19 protein-coding genes are annotated in these 17290 nt (G+C 68.7%); 7 read left to right on the plus strand and 12 right to left on the minus strand.

Annotation, left to right across the window (positions count from 1 at the left end; genetic code table 11):
* Window positions 1-152 precede the first annotated feature (152 nt).
* The 3 genes from urtE (at window position 153) to N8A90_RS23710 (ending at window position 3489) form a co-directional block, all read left to right on the plus strand.
* On the plus strand, window positions 153-845 hold the full coding sequence (gene urtE, locus N8A90_RS23700; RefSeq protein ID WP_262077696.1) for an urea ABC transporter ATP-binding subunit UrtE: 693 nt from the start codon (window positions 153-155) through the stop codon (window positions 843-845).
* 120 nt (window positions 846-965) lie between these two features.
* Window positions 966-2195, plus strand: a complete 1230-nt coding sequence (locus N8A90_RS23705) for an MFS transporter (protein ID WP_262077698.1) — start codon at window positions 966-968, stop codon at window positions 2193-2195.
* A gap of 112 nt (window positions 2196-2307) precedes the next feature.
* On the plus strand, window positions 2308-3489 hold the full coding sequence (locus N8A90_RS23710; RefSeq protein WP_262077699.1) for a GGDEF domain-containing protein: 1182 nt from the start codon (window positions 2308-2310) through the stop codon (window positions 3487-3489).
* Between the two features lie 173 nt (window positions 3490-3662).
* On the opposite strand, the gene N8A90_RS23715 is transcribed toward N8A90_RS23710, so the two are convergent.
* Entirely contained in the window at window positions 3663-4493 is an 831-nt protein-coding gene (locus tag N8A90_RS23715) for an urease accessory protein UreD (RefSeq protein WP_262077701.1), read from the minus strand.
* A gap of 47 nt (window positions 4494-4540) precedes the next feature.
* Window positions 4541-5062, minus strand: coding sequence for a nucleoside deaminase (locus tag N8A90_RS23720; protein WP_262077703.1), 522 nt, complete (start codon window positions 5060-5062; stop codon window positions 4541-4543).
* 141 nt (window positions 5063-5203) lie between these two features.
* Between N8A90_RS23720 and N8A90_RS23725 the strand changes: the two genes are divergently transcribed.
* From N8A90_RS23725 to N8A90_RS23735, 3 genes are read left to right on the plus strand one after another with little or no spacing between them, the layout of a single operon-like run.
* Window positions 5204-5812, plus strand: a complete 609-nt coding sequence (locus tag N8A90_RS23725; RefSeq protein WP_262077704.1) for a sulfite oxidase-like oxidoreductase — start codon at window positions 5204-5206, stop codon at window positions 5810-5812.
* A complete protein-coding gene (locus N8A90_RS23730; RefSeq protein ID WP_262077705.1) occupies window positions 5809-6561 on the plus strand; it encodes an FAD-binding oxidoreductase in 753 nt (250 codons plus the stop codon). The genes N8A90_RS23725 and N8A90_RS23730 overlap by 4 nt, the downstream gene beginning before the upstream one ends.
* A gap of 36 nt (window positions 6562-6597) precedes the next feature.
* A complete protein-coding gene (locus N8A90_RS23735) occupies window positions 6598-6990 on the plus strand; it encodes an OsmC family protein (protein WP_262077706.1) in 393 nt (130 codons plus the stop codon).
* A gap of 24 nt (window positions 6991-7014) precedes the next feature.
* Here N8A90_RS23735 and N8A90_RS23740 read toward each other — a convergent pair whose 3' ends face one another.
* From N8A90_RS23740 to N8A90_RS23760, 5 genes are read right to left on the minus strand one after another with little or no spacing between them, the layout of a single operon-like run.
* Complete coding sequence (locus N8A90_RS23740) at window positions 7015-7311, minus strand: type II toxin-antitoxin system RelE/ParE family toxin (RefSeq protein WP_262077707.1); 297 nt, start codon at window positions 7309-7311, stop codon at window positions 7015-7017.
* Window positions 7308-7601: a CopG family ribbon-helix-helix protein gene (locus N8A90_RS23745; RefSeq protein WP_262077708.1), complete on the minus strand. Its 294-nt coding sequence runs from the start codon at window positions 7599-7601 to the stop codon at window positions 7308-7310. The genes N8A90_RS23740 and N8A90_RS23745 overlap by 4 nt, the downstream gene beginning before the upstream one ends.
* A 46-nt stretch (window positions 7602-7647) precedes the next feature.
* Window positions 7648-8076, minus strand: a complete 429-nt coding sequence (locus N8A90_RS23750) for a VOC family protein (RefSeq protein ID WP_262077709.1) — start codon at window positions 8074-8076, stop codon at window positions 7648-7650.
* A complete protein-coding gene (locus N8A90_RS23755) occupies window positions 8073-9053 on the minus strand; it encodes an isopenicillin N synthase family dioxygenase (RefSeq protein WP_262077710.1) in 981 nt (326 codons plus the stop codon). Before N8A90_RS23755 ends, N8A90_RS23750 begins: the two co-directional genes overlap by 4 nt.
* Before the next feature lie 14 nt (window positions 9054-9067).
* Window positions 9068-10093: an ABC transporter substrate-binding protein gene (locus N8A90_RS23760; RefSeq protein ID WP_262077711.1), complete on the minus strand. Its 1026-nt coding sequence runs from the start codon at window positions 10091-10093 to the stop codon at window positions 9068-9070.
* Between the two features lie 332 nt (window positions 10094-10425).
* Between N8A90_RS23760 and N8A90_RS23765 the strand changes: the two genes are divergently transcribed.
* A complete protein-coding gene (locus tag N8A90_RS23765; RefSeq protein WP_262077712.1) occupies window positions 10426-11430 on the plus strand; it encodes an isopenicillin N synthase family dioxygenase in 1005 nt (334 codons plus the stop codon).
* Here N8A90_RS23765 and N8A90_RS23770 read toward each other — a convergent pair.
* The 5 genes from N8A90_RS23770 to N8A90_RS23790 all read right to left on the minus strand — a co-directional run bounded on the left by N8A90_RS23770 (window position 11417) and on the right by N8A90_RS23790 (window position 17208).
* Complete coding sequence (locus N8A90_RS23770) at window positions 11417-11986, minus strand: hypothetical protein (protein ID WP_262077713.1); 570 nt, start codon at window positions 11984-11986, stop codon at window positions 11417-11419. The two genes, N8A90_RS23765 and N8A90_RS23770, sit on opposite strands and share 14 nt — an antisense overlap.
* A 94-nt stretch (window positions 11987-12080) precedes the next feature.
* Window positions 12081-12851 carry an ABC transporter permease gene (locus N8A90_RS23775; protein ID WP_262077784.1) on the minus strand — a complete coding sequence of 257 codons (771 nt, stop codon included), beginning with the start codon at window positions 12849-12851 and terminating at the stop codon, window positions 12081-12083.
* Window positions 12851-13717: an ABC transporter ATP-binding protein gene (locus tag N8A90_RS23780; protein ID WP_262077714.1), complete on the minus strand. Its 867-nt coding sequence runs from the start codon at window positions 13715-13717 to the stop codon at window positions 12851-12853. The genes N8A90_RS23775 and N8A90_RS23780 overlap by 1 nt, the downstream gene beginning before the upstream one ends.
* Window positions 13717-14742: an ABC transporter substrate-binding protein gene (locus N8A90_RS23785; protein ID WP_262077715.1), complete on the minus strand. Its 1026-nt coding sequence runs from the start codon at window positions 14740-14742 to the stop codon at window positions 13717-13719. The genes N8A90_RS23780 and N8A90_RS23785 overlap by 1 nt, the downstream gene beginning before the upstream one ends.
* 165 nt (window positions 14743-14907) lie before the next feature.
* Complete coding sequence (locus tag N8A90_RS23790) at window positions 14908-17208, minus strand: NADP-dependent malic enzyme (protein ID WP_262077716.1); 2301 nt, start codon at window positions 17206-17208, stop codon at window positions 14908-14910.
* Window positions 17209-17290: the final 82 nt, after the last annotated feature.

The raw sequence follows: 17290 nt of genomic DNA on the forward strand, positions 1-17290 counted from the left end.
GCGCAGCGAGTTCTGCGACGCAGCCGATGGCGCGAGCACCGCAGGGCAGCCGCGCAGCGGCCGGCGCACCGGGGTCGGCTGGCCCGCACCGCCTGCCGGGCGCCGTACCCAAGGAAAACGGACGCGCTCCGAACAACTGAGGAGGAAAGCAAATGCTCACAGTCAAAAACATCCACCAGTACTACGGCGGCTCCCACATCCTGCGCGACGTGAGCTTCACCGCGACGCTCGGCAAGGTCACCGTGCTGCTCGGCCGCAACGGCGTCGGCAAGACCACGCTGCTCAAGTCGCTGATGGGCCTGGTGCCGATCAAGAGCGGCAGCATCGAATTCGACGGCCAGCCGATCCAGAAGAAGACGCCCTACGAACGCGCCCGCGCCGGCATGGGCTTCGTGCCGCAGGGGCGCGAGATCTTCGCGCGGCTGACGGTGGAGGAGAACCTGCGCATGGGCCTGGCCTACAAGAGCGGCAGCACGCCGATCCCGGCCGAGCTGTTCGAGCTGTTCCCCGTGCTCAAGCAGATGATCCACCGCCGCGGCGGCGACCTGTCGGGCGGGCAGCAGCAGCAGCTGGCCATCGCCCGCGCACTCGCGCCCAAACCCAAGCTGCTGATCCTCGACGAGCCGACCGAAGGCATCCAGCCGTCGATCATCAAGGACATCGGCCGCGTCATCCGCATGCTGGCCGACCGTGGCGACATGGCCATCGTGCTGTGCGAGCAGTACTACGACTTCGCGCAGGAGCTGGCCGACGACTACCTCGTGATGGAGCGCGGGGAGGTCATCGCGCGCGGGCTCGGCAAGGACATGGAAGCCAACGGCGTACGGCAGCTTGTCGCCATCTGAACCGTTGGGCCCGCCGCCTGCTGCGGCGCGCCTTGCGTGTTATGGTCCGGCGGCCCAGGGTTAACCCCTGGTCGTTGGGCCTCGTTCGCGAGCCCGGCCCGCTCGCACGCTCGCTCCGCCATGACCACGCCTTCCCTGTCTCCCGAACTCGACGCCGCGGCGTCTTCGTCCGTCCGCGCGCCCGATGCCGACCGCACCCTGCTGCGTGCCGTGCTGGCGCTCGGTGTGGGCGGCTTCTCCATCGGCACCGGTGAATTCGTGATCATGGGCCTGCTGCCCGAAGTCGCTCGGGACATCGGCGTGAGCATTCCCCAGGCCGGCCATGTCATCAGCGCCTACGCGCTGGGTGTCGTGATCGGTGCGCCGGTGCTCGCCGTGCTGGCCGCCGGCTGGCCGCGCCGCGCGCTGCTGATCGCGCTGATGGGCATCTACGCGCTCGGCAACTTCGCATCGGCGCTGGCACCGGGCTACCTGTCGCTCAACCTGATGCGCTTTCTCACCGGCCTGCCGCACGGCACCTACTTCGGCGTCGCGGCGCTGGTGGCGGCCACGCTGGCGCCACCGGGGCGGCGCGCACGCGCCGTCGGGCTGGTGATGCTCGGGCTGACCGGCGCCACGCTGGTCGGCGTGCCCATCGCGGCCTGGCTGGGCCAGCACTTCGGCTGGCGCGCCGCCTTCGTCTTCGTCGGGCTCATCGCGGTGCTGGCGATGGTGTTGCTGCGGCGTGGCGTGCCGGACATCCGGGCTGCGGCCGGTGCCAGTCCGCTGCGCGAACTCGACGCGCTGCGCCGGCCGCAGGTCTGGCTCACGCTGGGCATCGGCGCCATCGGCTTCGGCGGCATGTTCGCCGTCTTCAGCTACATCAAGCCGACGCTGACCGAAGTGGCCGGGCTGTCGGTGGGCCACGTGCCCTTCGTGCTCGCGCTGTTCGGCCTGGGCATGGTGGCGGGCAACCTGGTCGGCGCGCGACTGGCCGACAAGTCGCTGATGCGCACCATCGGCGGCCTCCTGGTGTGGTCGGTGGCGGTGTTGGTGCTGTTCGTCTTCGCGGCGCAGCATGTGGCCACGGCCGCCATCGCCACCTTCCTGATCGGTACCGTCGTGGCCATCGGGCCGGCGCTGCAGATCCGCCTGATGGACGTGGCCGGCGACGCGCAGACGCTCGCCGCCGCGCTCAACCATTCGGCCTTCAACATGGCCAACGCGCTCGGCGCCTGGCTCGGCGGCCTGGCGATCAGCGCGGGCCTGGGCTGGACGTCGACCGGCTGGGTCGGCGCCTTGCTGGGGCTGGCAGGGTTGGGCATCTTCGCCTGGGCGGTGGCCGACGCACGACGCCGCGCGGTGCGCTGAGGCGTATTCCCTGAACAGACGCGCAAGGCCATCGATGCTTGCGCAGTGAGGCTGAGGTTGGTGGTGCGGTAACCTAGAAAACCCGCTCCACCGTTTGCAGTCTCCCCGCTTCATGCCGCTCCTGTCGCCCGCCCTGGACCCGCGCTCCATCATCGTGCTCGCCGGTGTGATGGGCTTGCTGATGTCCATCGTGATGTTCTCGATGCGGCGCAGCTACCCGCCGAGCATCCGCGGCCTGCGCGAGTGGACGCTCGCGCCGCTCGCCAGCTTCGTCAGCACCGTGCTCTTCGCGCTGCGCGGTGTGCTCCCGGACGTTTTCAGCATCGTGCTGGCCAACATGGTGCTGTTCCAGGGCTGCATCCTGTACTACGCGGGCAGCCAGCTCTTCCTGGGCCATGAGCGCGACACGCGCATCTGGAGCGTCGTTACGCTCGTCCTGGGCGTGGTGCTGTTCTGGTTTTCCGAAGTGCAGCCCAGCTATCCGACACGCCTGGCGGTCTTCACGCTGGCGATCTCGTGGCTGTTCTTCGCGCATGCCCGGCTTTACCTGCGCCGCCGGGCGAAGCGGGTCGGCATGCACCTCATGACGAGCCTGCTGCTGCTGCAGTCGCTGGCGGCGGGCCTGCGCTGCCTGAGCGCGGTCCTCGGCGAAGCGGGCATCGGGATGCTCGACACCACATGGCTGCAGTCGCTGTACATCGTCATGTACTCGCTCACCGCCTTGATGCTGAGCATCGCGGGCGTGCTGATGGCCACCGACCGGTTGCGCCTGGAGTTCGAGTTCATGGCCACCCACGACCCGCTGACCGGCGTGCTGAACCGGCGCGCACTGATCGAGCGCTGCGAACGCGAAGTCATCCGCGCCCAGCGTGGCGACGGCGACGGTGCGCTGGCGCTGCTGATGCTCGATGCCGACCACTTCAAGCGCGTCAACGACGAATTCGGTCACCAGGCCGGCGACGAGGCGCTGCGCCAGCTGACGCTGCGCCTGCAGACGCCGCTGCCGCCAGCGGCGTGGCTGGGGCGCTACGGCGGTGAGGAGTTCGTCGTCGTCCTGCCTGGCCTGGGGCACGACGGCGCACGGGCCGTGGCCGAGCGCTTGCGCAAAGAGGCGGGCGAGCCCTTCACGGCCCCCTCACCGCTGGCGGCCACCGGCATCGGCCGCCTCAGCATCAGCATCGGTGTCGCGGTGTTTCAGGGGCCGGCCGACACGCTCGACGCACTGCTCGCACGCGCCGATGCAGCGCTCTACCGGGCCAAGGCGCAAGGCCGCGACCGGGTCGAGGTTGCTTGAACGAACCCCACCCCCGATGCGGCGCACTGCGTGTCGCCGCCTCCCCCTCAAGGGGGCGCACCCGGCGGCCTGGCGGAGCCAGTTCCGCGGGTGCCCTGGCCTCGGCCGTGCCGGTTTCATTCGATTCGCGCGGCGCGTAGCGCTATGGAAAACTGAGATAGGGTCCACAGGCTCTACATCGACCAGATGCGTGGCGCGGCGCTGCGCAACTGCCAGAGCTCGGCGCGCCAGGCCAGCCACACCTGCCGCAACAGCTGCATGGCCGGTTCGACCACCGGCGCCAGCACACGCAGCACGACCACCTCGGCGTGCGGCGCGGTGGCGCCCGCGCTCATCGCCAGCGGATGCGCATCGGCCAGTGCCCGCGCACTGTCGAGCAGCATGGCGCGGCGCGCCTTCGGGATCGGCGCGCCGGCCACGAAGAAGAGCGATGCGATGCAGCGCTGGCCGGCCAGGCCGATCGGGCTCTGCAGCAGGCGGTGGTCGGCCGCGTCGATGCGGCCGCGTTCGAGCCACACGCCCGGCACCTCGATGTGCTGCAGCAGGCTGCCGCGCTCGAAGGGCAGGCCGGCGTTGGGCAGGCCGAGGGCGGTCACGTCCCAGCCCAGCAGCTCGGCGCCGGGTGCGAGTTCGAGGCGCAGGCGGTTCTCGGCCTTGCAGCCGCTGTAGCAGAGCGCTTCCAGCGGCAGCCATTCGAGGCGCGCGCCGTCGGCCAGCGTGATCCGGGTGCGCTGCACGGCGGCTTCGCCCTCGGAGCGGTAGAAGCGCGTCGCGCCCGGCGTGGTGACCAGGCCGTGGCTGCCGGCCGCGCCGGTGATGGCGATGTCGAGCGTGTCGCCGCCGACCAGGCCGCCGGGCGGATGCACCAGCACGTTGTGGCAGACCGCGTCGCCCTCGGGATAGAGGCTTTGCAGGATGCGCAGCGGACCGTCGTGACGGAAGCGTGCGACGCTGCGTTGTTGTTCGGCGCTGTAGTCGAGCGCGAGTCGGGCGTGCCAGGGCATGCGGGGAGTCTATCGGCGGGCCGGAAGGCGGCCACGGCCGAACGCGCTCAGTCCTTCCAGGCGCCTTCGTGCGCGGCGCTCGCCTCGCCGACGAGCGCGGGGCCGATGCATTCGATGGGGTGCGGCGAGGCGGCGAACACGTCGCGGCAGGACAGCTCGGCATCGCGCTGGTCGCCGCGCTCGCCGCGGAACAGCCGCAGCCGTTCGGCGTCGATGCCGAACACCACGCGGCCGATGTTGGCCCAGAAGATCGCGCCCGCGCACATCACGCACGGCTCGGCCGACGAGTACAGCGTGGCCCCGGCCATCAGCTCGCGGCCCGGGCGCCGGGCGGCCAGCGCGCGGATGGCGGTGACTTCGGCATGGCCGGTGACGTCGCCGGTTTCGGCGCTGTTGCAGTAGCCCTCGGCCAGCACCTCGCCATCGGCCGAGACGATGACGGCGCCGAAGGGCCGGTTGCCGCGCCGCCCGCCGGCATGCGACCAGAAGATGGCCTTGCGCAGATAGCGGCCGTCGCGTTCGTCCAGTGTGACTTCGATGGGGTGGGGGAGAGTGTTCTTCGATTTCATGAGGTTGCGACGATACATGCAGGACACATGCCAATATGGACCGGTTGCCCGGCATCGGATGTGGGCCGACATGCCACTTTGGAGGCGCAGCGCCCGCCGCCATGCGGCGCTACCATCGTTCTCCCTTCAAGGAGTTCGACCATGGCCACCCGAGGCTTCACCGGACGACGCCCGAGCGCTGCTTTCGCGAGCCGGCTGCCGCCGGGGCAGTTCGAGACCGACGACTTTCCCGTCCTGTCCAAGGGGCCGACGCCGCACGTCGACCTCGCCACCTGGCGCTTCACGCTCAGCGACGGGCCGAGGCCCTTGGCCAGCTGGAACTGGGAGGAGTTCGAGGCCTTGCCGCACACCGTGTGGCAAGGCGATATCCACTGCGTCACCACCTGGTCGAAGTTCGACACGACCTGGGAAGGCGTCACCATCGACGACCTGCTCGCCGCGGCGGGTGTGGCTGCACCCAGCGCCTACACGCTCGCGATCTCGCACGACGACTACGACACCAACGTGCCCGCCGCCGACCTGCTCGACGGCCGCGCGATGGTCGCGACCCGCTTCAACGGCGCGCCGCTCGCGGCCGAGCACGGCGGGCCGGCGCGGCTGCTGGTGCCGCACCTCTACTTCTGGAAGAGCGCCAAGTGGATCAAGGGCCTGCGCTTCACGGCGCGCGACGAGGCCGGCTTCTGGGAGCTGCGCGGCTACCACCTGCGCGGCGATCCGTGGAAGCAGCAGCGCTACTCGGACGACCCGTGACCGGCGCACCGCCGCCGGCGTGGCCCTCGCCCTGGCATGACGCGGTGGTCGAGCGCGTCGCCGTACTCACGCCGCGCATCGTCAGCGTCTTCCTGCGCTCGCCGCTGGCCCCCGGGCTGGCCGGCCAGCACCTGGTGGTGCGGCTCACCGCGTCCGACGGCTATGCCGCGCAGCGCAGCTATTCGATCGCTTCGGCGCCTGGCGCCATGCCGATCGAACTCATCGTCGAGAAGCTGGAGGACGGCGAGGTGTCGCCCTTCTTCCACGAGGTGGTGGCGGCCGGCGACCACCTCGAGGTGCGCGGCCCGCTCGGCGGGCATTTCGTCTGGCGCCCGGCCGACGGCGGCCCGCTGCTGCTGGTGGGCGGCGGCTCGGGCGTCGCGCCGCTGATGGCGATGGTGCGGGACTGGCACGCGTCCGGCGTGGCCATCCCCTTGCTGCTGGTCGTGTCCGCGCGCACCTGGGGCGACCTGGCCTTTCGCGACGAGCTGATCGCGCTGCAGGCGCGCGCGCCGCTGCTGCGCTTCGTCGCGGTCACGACGCGCGACACGGTCCATCGGCCGGGCGATCTGGTTCGGCGGCTCGACAGCGCGGCGCTGCAGCGGCTGCTGACCGACTGGGGCCACGTGCCGGCCCATGTCTTCGTCTGCGGCGCCAACCGCTTCGTCGAGGCGGTCAGCACCGGCCTGCTCGACGCGGGCGTGCCGGCCGGTCGGATCCGGACCGAACGCTACGGTGGCGCGGGCTGACCGTTCCTTCCCGACACACATTCATCAGGAGACCCCATGAGCATTTCAGTCCGCCGCGACGGCACGACAGGCACCCGCCACACAGTGCGCATCCGCAACGAGGCCTTCGGCACCGACGCGTTGCAGCCCGACGGGCAGGGCCCCGCCACGCCGCACGACCTGTACGACGCTTCGCTGGCGGCCTGCAAGGCGCTCACGGTGATGCTCTATGCCCAGCGCAAGAACATGCCGGTCGAGGACATCGAGGTGCTGGTCGACCGCGACGACAGCGAGGAGCGCAAGGGCATCTATCGCCTGAAGACCTCGCTGCGCGTGACGGGTGCGCTCGACGAGAGCCAGCGCGCCGAACTGCTGCGCGTGGCCGCCAAGTGCCCGGTCCACAAGCTGATGACCGAGACCACGACCGAGATCGAAACCGGCTGGGCTTGAATCCTTCAAGCCGATCGTGCAGAACTACGACGACGGTCCTTTGCCTGTGGGCGGCCACCGGCGCGCTGTGTGCAGCACGCGCAGCACCTGTACCTGATCGCTCTTGATCGCGTAGATCAAGATGTAGCTGCGGTGAATGACAAGTTCACGGGTTTCCAGCACGCGGCCCGGCTTGCCCATCTCGGGCAAAGAGACCAAGCGCGCGGCTTTTTCCGAAACCAACGCATCCATCGCCAACGCTGCACGCGGGTTGTCACCCGCGATGTATTCGCGGATGGCACGTCGGTCCTCTTGCGCCAGCCGGGTCCAAACCAGTTTCACGGCTTGCGAGCGCGAGTGAGCCCGCGTCGCGTCTCGGCTCGCCAAGCGGCGGCCTCGGCTTCGACTTCCTCAGCCTGCAACAGATCTCCAGCCTTGGCGGCATCGAGGCCTAGCTGAACTTGGCGTCTAAACCAGGCGTCATGGTCGGCCGCCTCTTGTTGGCGTTGAACGAAGTCCCGCATGAAGTCGCGCAGGAGTTGGGCGCCGGTACGGTCATTGGCCTTGGCGGCGTTGGAAAACTCCGCTTTCAAAGTCTCTTCAACACGAAATGTGAAGGTGGCTTCGCTCATGGGGACGACCTCGATGTGTTACATGCGAAGTGCATCGTAGCACGGCTCAGGCCGGTCGCGGCGCCGGTGCCACGCCGGGTGGCAGCGACGCCGCGCTCACGCGGAACACATGCTGCTCGGGGTCGCTCAGCACGGCCTGCCACTGGCCGTAGTAGGTGGCATAGGGCGCCTTCAGCACCCGGCCGCCGGCCGCGGCGGCTTCTCGCACGGCGGCGTTGACCGCATCGGGCGTGTCGAGCATGAAGGTCGCGTAGGCCGTCACCGGCGGCGTGGCCGTCGCATCGGGTGTGCGGTCCGCCAGGCCGAGCAGGGCATAGGCCGGCGCCGCGTTGAAGCCGAACTGCACGCCCTCGTGCTCCAGCGCGCGGTAGATGGGCGATCGGCTGTGCACGGCCTCCGGCCAGCCGAGCAGCCGCGCATAGAAGGCCATCTGCGCCTCAACGTCGCGGCACAGCAGGTTGAACCACAGCGTCATGCCGCACCTGCCGCGGCGGCCTGCTTCTGCAGCCCATAGGTCTTGCGATACATCTCCTGCAGATGTTCGCCGGCCGTGCAGGGCGTGTAGCGCGGCGCTTCGCCGACGGGCACGGTGCCGGGCACGGGCACGATGCGCGCGAGGTATTCGGGCTCGTAGAAGAAGGGGATGGAATAGCGCGCGGCGCCGCCCGAGAAGGTGTTGCGCACGCGGTGCGGGTTCGAGTGGTACCGCCCGTTGGTCCAGCGCGGGATCATGTCGCCGAGGTTGACGACGAAGGTGCCTGCCATCGGCGTCGCCGCGACCCAGCTACCGTCGGGCATCTGCACTTCGAGCCCGCCGTGCGCATCCTGCGCGAGGATGGTGACCGCGCCCCAGTCGGTGTGCGCGCCGGCGCCGAAGGTGCGCTCGTCGGCGCCCTCGGGGTGGGGCGGGTAGCGCACCATGCGCAGCGTGACCATCGGGTCGCGGCAGGCGGCGTCGAAGTAGTCCTCGGGCAGGTCGAGCGACAGGGCCATCAGCTGCATGAGGCGCAGCGACAGCGTGTTCATCGCGTCGATGTAGGCCTCGCAGTGCGCGCGCACGTCGGGCAGTTCGGCCGGCCACTGGCTCGGGCCGTAGGTCTGGTAGCCGGCCGTGACGTAAGGGTGGTCGGCCGGCCAGTCCATGCCGCAGTAGAAGCTCTCCTTGAGGTCGGGCTTCATCGCGGCGTCGAGCGTCTGCGCGCCCAGGCCTTCGTAGCCGCGCATGATCGGCGAATGCTGGATCGACAGCGCCTCGCGCCGTTCGATCGGCAGCGCCATCAGCTGCCGCGTGATGTCGAACTGGCGCTCGACCATCGCGGCGTCGATGCCATGGTGGCGCACGTAGAAGAAGCCCGACGCCATGGCTGCCGAGCGGAATTCGCGCGCCACCTGGGCGCTGCGCGGACCGCCGGGCGCCAGGGCGCCGGTCAGGTCGAGGACCGGAATGCCCATGACGCGACTCCCCTTCAGGCCTTGAGTTGGCGGTCGGTGGCCGACGGTAGGAACCTGTCGGAGAAGAAGTCCGCCACGCTCGGCGTGCTCTTCAGGCCGAAGGCCGCGACGGTCTCGTCGATGGTGGCCTGCAGGCGCGCAGGGGTCGCCGCGCCCCAGCCGTTGGCACGCACGTCGGCGGTCTTCATGGTGCCGTCGACGATGAGCTGCAGGCGCTCGGTCTCGATCGCCTGGTTGGCCAGCGGCTCGCGCGTCTTCACGGCAGCGCCGCCCGCCTTCGGGTCGGCGATGCAGTCGATCCAGCCGCGCGTGGTGGCCTTCACGAAGGCGCGCATCGCGTCGGCCTGCTCCATGCTCTTCGGGTTGGCGACCAGACCGTTGCCATACGACTTCATGCCGTGGTCGGAGAAGCGGAACACGGTGAGCTGCTCGGCGCCCATGCCGCGCGCCTTGAGGTTGAGCAGGCCGGTGAAGTAGAAGTAGGCCAGGGCGTCGAAGTCGCCCTTGACGAAGCGCGTGTCGCCGATGTCCGGGGCCACGTTCTCCCACTTCACGCCCGAGGGGTCGAAGCCCTGGGCCTTGGCGAAGACGGGGAACAGCTTGCGCGAGGCGTTGAAGGGCTGGCCGAGGATGGTCTTGCCTGCGAGGTCGGCCGGCTTCTTGATGGCGCCGTCCTTGCGCACGATGATCGAATTGGGGTTCAGGTCGTACTGGATCGCGACGGCCTTGAGCCCGGCCTGCGGGTTGGCGACGTTGAACTCGATCATCGACGACAGGTCGGCCGAGGCCACGTCGTAGGCGCCGCTGCCGACCAGGCTGATGGCGGCTGTCGAGCCGTTGCCGGTGTCGATGGCCACGTCGAGGCCCGCGTCCTTGTAGTAGCCGCGCTGGTGCGCCAGCAGGAAGCCGGCACCCGAGGCCTCGACCTTCCAGCCGAGGTTGAACTTGAAGGGCTTGAGCGAGCCCTGGGCGCGGACGAAGGGCGTGGCGGCGACAAGCGTGCCGGCGCCGGCGGCGCGGAGGAGGGAACGGCGTTGCATGGAATGCTTCCTTTGGGAGAACTGCGATGAACGAGCAATTTCCGGGCGGGCGAGCCGCTGAACGCTTCTACTCTGCGTTGGCATTTGCATGATCCGTGCCATTCGATGCGCAGCCTGCAAGGCCCGCCGTGCACCACGGCGTGGCATCACCGCCCCAGGCAAGTTCGACTGCGCCACAGGGTCAAAGCGGGGAGTCTTTGCCAGCGCCGCGTCGACGCGGCATCATCCGCACCCGAGAGTAGAAGCGTTCACCAGCCAGTCGCGTTGCGAGAAGACCTTCAGGGGTTGGCAGGAAATTGCTCTTGAAGTTTTCAACTTTCAGGACCAAGACCATGACCGCTGCAACGCCCCCCGTCGGCTACGACCTCACCGAGCTCCAGAGAGAAACGCGCATGGGCGCGATGGGCTCCATCAACACGACGCGCGACATCCGCCGCATCGACCTGTCCGACTTCGAGGCCCGCAAGGCCGAGATCGCCGACCAGCTCTGGGACGCGGCCGTCGACGTCGGCTTCTTCCAGCTCGTCCACCACGGCATCGACCTCGGCGAGATCCGCGGCGCCTTCGACATGGCCGAGCGCTTCTTCGCACTGCCCGAGAGCGTCAAACGCCAGTACCCGTTGAAGAAGGCGCTCAACGCCGGCTGGGAAAGCCGGGCACAGGTGCGGCCGTCCACGGGCACGCCGGACCAGAAGGAGAGCTACCAGATCACCCGCCCGCACATGGGCGAGCTCTTTCCCACCGACGAAGAGCTGCCGGGCTTCGTCGAGAAGATGCTGCGCTTCGAGCGCCAGAGCTGGGAGATCGCCATGCGCGTGCTCTCATGCTTCGCCTACAAGCTGGGCTTCGACGACGAATTCTTCACCCGTGCGCACGACCAGGGCCAACCCAGCTACCAGAGCACGCTGCGCCTGCTGCATTACTACGCGATCCCCGCCGAGGTGCAGGACAAGCTCGACCTGTGGCGCGCCGGTGCCCACACCGACTTCGACTGCCTGACGCTGCTGTACCAGCGCCAGGGGCAGGGCGGCCTCGAGGTCTGCCCGGGCAAGGAGATGGACGCGCAGGAATGGACGCCGATCCCGCCCGACGGCGACGCCATCACCTGCAACATCGGCGACATGCTGATGCGCTGGAGCGACGACCAGCTGCCGAGCAACTTCCACCGCGTGAAGAACCCGCTGCCGGGCGAGTACATGGGCCCGCGCTACAGCATCGCCTTCTTCGCGCAGGCCAACCGCGACGCCCTCATCGAAAGCCCCGGCAAGACGCACCCGCCGATCACGGCCGGCGACTTTCTGAACCAGCGCGTCGCGGCGAACTTCAAGGCGTACTGAGCGGGTCCACCGTCGCGTGGCTCAGCACGCGGCCGTCGCCGATGAAGGCCTCGCCGACGAGCATGCGGAAGGCCACACCCGGCTGCAGGCGCGCCAGTGCCGCGGCCGGCGCACGGAACTCGACCGGCAGTGTCTGTAAGGTGCCGCGCCGGAACGACCCGCCCGGCGCCACCTGCCAGCGCGCCGAGAAGCCCTCGTTGCCCACCACCAGCGCGCAATGGTGCTCGCCCTCGGCGATCGGGATGTCTTCGGCCGGAACGCCCGCGGGGCGCAGGGTCAGCTCGACCCGGGCATGTGCCGCGAACGGCCGATCCTCGAAGGCGATCGGCTCCGGCGCGGCCGTTCCGGCGACGGGTGCCGCAGCGGGTCGCTTGACCTTGGAGATCAGCCAGGCGATCACGTTGCCGATGACCGGGATCCACAGCAGCATCAGCAGCGTGCCGACATCGCGCTGCGTGGTGCCGGGCGCCGACAGGTGCCGGAGCACCGCGCCGCCGAGGGCGACGCAAAGAAGAAGGACGACGATGAGTCGGCGGCGGGCTTGGATCTGGGTCACGGGCGAGGGGGCGAAGAGGCGAAGGGCGGGGCGATGGTCACGGCGGGAGCCCGCACTGTAACCACCCCCGCCATCGCGTGCGGCCAGGCCGCGCCTATTCGCCCTGCGAACCCCGATGCGCCCAGCCGGTGGTGCGCTTCTCGATGACGCTGAAGAGTTCGTACATGCCCATCGCCATCGCACCCACCACCATCAGGCCGGCGAAGGCCAGGCCCATCTGCATGGCCGAGCCGGCGGAGATGAGCAGGTAGCCGATGCCTTCGTTCGCGGCGGTCATCTCGCTCACCGTGGTGCCGACGAAGGCCAGCGTGATCGCGACCTTGAGCGACGCGAAGAAGTAGGGCATGGAGCGCGGCAGGCCGATCTTCATCAACACGTCCCAGCGCTTGGCGCCCAGCACGCGCAGCACGTCTTCCAGCTCGGGTTCGAGCGTGGCCAGGCCGGTCGCGATGTTCACCATGATCGGGAAGAAGCTGATCAGGAAGGCCGTGAGGATGGCCGGGCCGACGCCGATGCCGAACCACACCACCAGGATCGGCACGAAGGCCGCCTTGGGCAACGCGTTGAAGGCCGTCATCAGCGGGTACATCGCCGCGTAGGCCAGGCGCGAGCTGCCGATGACGAAGCCCAGCAGCACGCCCACCACGATCGCCAGGCCGAAGCCCGCCATCGTCACCCAGAAGGTGCGCCAAGCGTGGCCCGCGATGATTTCCTTGTACTCCCAGAACTGTTCCCAGATGCGCGAGGGGCTCGGGAAGATGAAGTCCGACACACCGAAGCCGCGGCAGACGATCTCCCACAGCAGCAGCACCGCGATCAGCAGGAACCAGGGCGACCAGCGCTCGATCTGCTTGCTGTTCTTCATCATGAGGCGGCTCCTGCGGCCGCGGTCTGCGCCTGGCTGATGCCGGTGTTCCGGATGGCCCCGATGTGCCCGCGCAGCTCCAGCACGATGTCGGTGAACTCCTTGGTGTAGGTCACTTCCAGCTCGCGCGGGCGCGGCAGTTCGATCTCGCGCTTGACCACGAAGCGGCCGGGCGACTTGCTCATCACGTAGACCGTGTCGGCCAGGAACACCGATTCGCGCAGGTCGTGCGTCACCAGGATCACGTTGAACTGCTGCTCGGTCCAGAGGTCGCGCAGGATGCACCACAGCTCCTCGCGCGTGAACGCGTCGAGCGCGCCGAAGGGCTCGTCGAGCAGCAGCATCTTCGGCTCGTGGATGAGCGCGCGGCAGATGCTGGCGCGCTGCTGCATGCCGCCGGAGAGCTGCCAGGGAAACTTGTCTTCATAGCCTGCAAGGCCGACCTTCTGCAGCAGCTTGCGTGCGCGCTCGACGTATTCCTTGCGCTTGGCCTTGAAGTTCGAGCGGTAGGGCTCGACGATCTCCAGCGGCAGCAGCACGTTGTCGACCGTGGTGCGCCAGGGCAGCAGCGACGGCGCCTGGAAGGCCATGCCCGAGATCTTCAGCGGGCCGGTGACGGGCGCGCCGTCGATGCGGATGCGGCCCATCGACGGCATCTTCAGGCCGGTGGTGAGCTTCATGAAGGTCGACTTGCCGCAGCCCGACGGGCCGACGATGGCGATGAACTCGCCGCGCTTGACCTTCAGGTCGATCGCCTCGACCGCGAAGTGGTTCTCGCGCAGCAGTTCTTCGTTGTAGGCGAGCCAGACGTCCTGGAAGTCGACAAAGGGCGCAGATGTGGCGACAGCGCTGGCGTTGTCGGCCATTACTTCTTGAGGATGTTGAGTTCGGCCGCGCTCGGCAGCATCGTGCCGTTCCAGACGGCATCGGGGTTCACGCGCGACTTGGTGTTGAACGCGTCCGACACCTGCGAGGCCATCAGCGCCAGGCGGCCGGCGTTGACGGTGCCGAAGCCTTCGGCCTTGGCGTCGGGGCTGTTGATCACGGTGTCGATGGCCAGTTGCAGGCGGCGCGTCTCGAGCTTGGAATCGATGATGCCGTCGCGCGCCTTCACCGACTCGATCGCCACCGCCGGGTTGGCGATGACTTCCTTCGCGCCCTTGGCGAAGGCCGAGAGGAATTTCTTCACCGCGGCCGGGTTCTCCTTGATGAGCTTGGGCGACGCGATGATCACGTTGCCGTAGAGCTTCACGCCGTAGTCGGGGTAAGGCAGCACCACCACGTCCGACGCCTTGGCGCCGCGCGCTTCGAGGTTCAGCAGCGAGGTGAAGGTGAAGCCGGTGATGGCGTCGATGTCGCCGCGCATCAGCATGGTCTCGCGCAGCGTCGGGTCCATGGCGGTCCATTGCACGGCGCCGATGTTGTTGGCCTTGGCGAAGATCGGGAAGGCGCGGCGGCCGGCGTCGAACACCGGCGCGCCCAGCTTCTTGCCCGCCAGGTCGGCCGGCTTGGTGATGCCGCTCTTCTTGAGCGCCATGACCGAGGCCGGCGTGTTGTTGTAGACCATCATGACCGCGACCGGCTTGTTCGGGCTGTCGGGGTTGTTGGCATGGAATTCCATCAGGGCGGCCAGGTCGGCGAAGCCCATCTCGTAGGCGCCCGAGGCCACGCGCGTGACCGTGCCGCCCGAGCCGTTGCCCGCGTCGATGGTCACGTCGAGGCCGGCCGCCTTGAAGTAGCCCTTGGCGGCCGGGTGCAGGAACAGCGCGGCCGGACCTTCGAAGCGCCAATCGAGCTGGAACTTGATCGGGGTCTGCGCCTGTGCGGCACCGACGCCGAAGCAGAGCGCCGAGGCGGCGAGGAAGGACTGGAGCAGGTGGCGCTTGTTCATGGGCGGGGTCTCTTTGCAATGGAATGTCACCGATTCAAGCAATATCGGTGCCCGCACGCCATTGGTGCGAACCTCCATCTTGTCCCAAATGGGTGCGCTGACGACGCGCCAATGAAAACGCCCCGGCAGGCGCACCATGCCGGGGCGTTGATCACCCGTGGCGCACTACTTCTGAATGGCGGCCTGTGCCACGGCCAGCGCCGTCATGTTCAGCACCCGACGCACCGTGGCCGACGGCGTGAGGATGTGCGCCACGCAGGCGGCACCGAGCAGGATCGGGCCCACGGTGATGCCGTTGCCGCCCGTCATCTTCAGCACGTTGAACAGGATGTTCGCGGCATCGAGGTTCGGGCAGATCAGCAGGTTGGCCTCGCCGCCGAGCGAGCTGGCGGGCAGCGACTGGCGGCGGATGTCTTCGGACAGCGCCGCGTCGCCCTGCATCTCGCCGTCGCATTCGACGTCGGGCGCCATCTTGGCGAACAGGTCGCGGGCGATGCGCATCTTGCGGGCCGAGCCGCGTTCCGACGTGCCGAAGTTCGAGTGCGAGAGGAAGGCGACCTTCGGTGGCAGGCCGAAGCGGCGCACTTCTTCGGCCGCCATCAACGCGATGTGCGCGAGCTGCTCGGCCGTCGGGTCTTCGTGCACGCTGGTGTCGGCGATGAACAGCGTGTACTTCTCGAGCGTCAGCGCATTGAGCGTGGCGAAGCCCGGCGCGCCGCGCTTCACGCCCAGCAGCTGGTTGAGGATCTTCAGGTGGCTGTCGAAGCGGCCGACCAGGCCGCACAGCATGGCGTCGGCGTCGCCCAGGTGCACCATCAGGGCGGCGATGCTGGTGTTCGAGCGGCGCACCATGCTCTTGGCGGCTTCGGGCGTGATGCCGCGGCGGCCCATGAGCTTGTGGTACGCCTCCCAGTACTGGCGAAAGCGTGCGTCGTTCTCGGGGTCGACCACGTCGGCATCGACCTCCAGGCGCAGGTGCAGGCCCGCCTTCTTGATACGGGCCTCGATCACCGCCGGACGGCCGATCAGGATCGGCCGCGCCAGGCCTTCGTCGACCGCCTGCTGGGCCGCGCGCAGCACGCGGTCGTCCTCACCCTCGGCATAGGCCACGCGCTTGGCCGTCGCGGCCTTGGCGGCGGTGAACACCGGACGCATGAACATGCCGGTCTGGTAGACGAAGCGGGTGAGGTGCTGGCGGTAGGCTTCGAGGTCCTCGATCGGGCGCGCCGCCACGCCCGAGGCCGCGGCCGCCTTGGCCACGGCCGGCGCGATGCGCAGGATCAGCCGCGAGTCGAAGGGCTTGGGGATGATGTAGTCGGGTCCGAAGGACAGCTCCTGGCCGGCATAGGCGGTGGCCACTTCCTCGCTGATGTCGGCCTTGGTCAGTTCGGCGATCTCGCGCACGCAGGCCAGCTTCATTTCCTCGGTGATCTTGCTGGCGCCGCAGTCGAGTGCGCCACGGAAGATGTACGGGAAGCACAGCACGTTGTTGACCTGGTTCGGGTAGTCCGAGCGGCCGGTGGCGATGATGCAGTCGGGCCGCACGGCCTTGGCCAGCTCGGGCCGGATCTCCGGCTCGGGGTTGGCCAGCGCCAGCAGGATGGGCTGCGTGCCCATGCTCTTGACCATGTCCTGCGTGACCACGCCGGGCGCCGAGCAGCCGAGGAAGACGTCCGCGTTCTTCATCACGTCGGCCAGGGTGCGGTCGCCGGTGTCCTTCTGCGCGTAGCGCGACTTCGACTCGTCGAAGCCGCCCGGGCGGCCCATGTAGATCAGGCCCTTGGAGTCGACCGCGAAGATATTGGCCGGCTTGGCGCCCAGGCCCACCATCACGTCGAGGCAGGCGATGGCGGCGGCACCGGCGCCCGACACGGCGATCTTCACGTCCCCGATCTTCTTGTCGACCAGTTCCAGGCCGTTGATCAGTGCGGCGGCCGAGATGATGGCGGTGCCGTGCTGGTCGTCGTGGAACACCGGGATGTTCATGCGCTCGCGCAGCTTGCGCTCGATGTAGAAGCACTCGGGCGCCTTGATGTCCTCGAGGTTGATGCCGCCCAGCGTGGGCTCGAGCGCGGCGATGATCTCGACCAGCTTGTCGGGGTCGTTCTCGGCCAGCTCGATGTCGAACACGTCGATGCCGGCGAACTTCTTGAACAGGCCGCCCTTGCCTTCCATCACCGGCTTGGCGGCCAGCGGTCCGATGTTGCCCAGGCCCAGCACCGCGGTGCCGTTGGTGACCACGCCGACCAGGTTGCCGCGGGCGGTGAACTCGGCCGCGAGGCTCGGGTCGGCCTGGATGTCGAGGCAGGGGTAGGCCACGCCGGGCGAATAGGCCAGCGAGAGGTCACGCTGGTTCAGCAGCGGCTTGGTCGGCGTGACCGAAATCTTGCCGCGGACGGGGCTGCGGTGGTACTCGCGTGCGGCTTCGCGCAACGCTTCTTCGGCGGGGGAAAGTTTGGTGGCCATGGGGGCTCTCCGTTCGATGTCGCAAAAAACAGAGAGAGGCTACCCCAAAGCCGTGTCCCCCTGCAGGGGGAACCCCCGGAGG

Origin of the sequence: Variovorax sp. N23 (assembly GCF_025486315.1) — a bacterium.
GTDB lineage: Bacteria > Pseudomonadota > Gammaproteobacteria > Burkholderiales > Burkholderiaceae_C > Variovorax.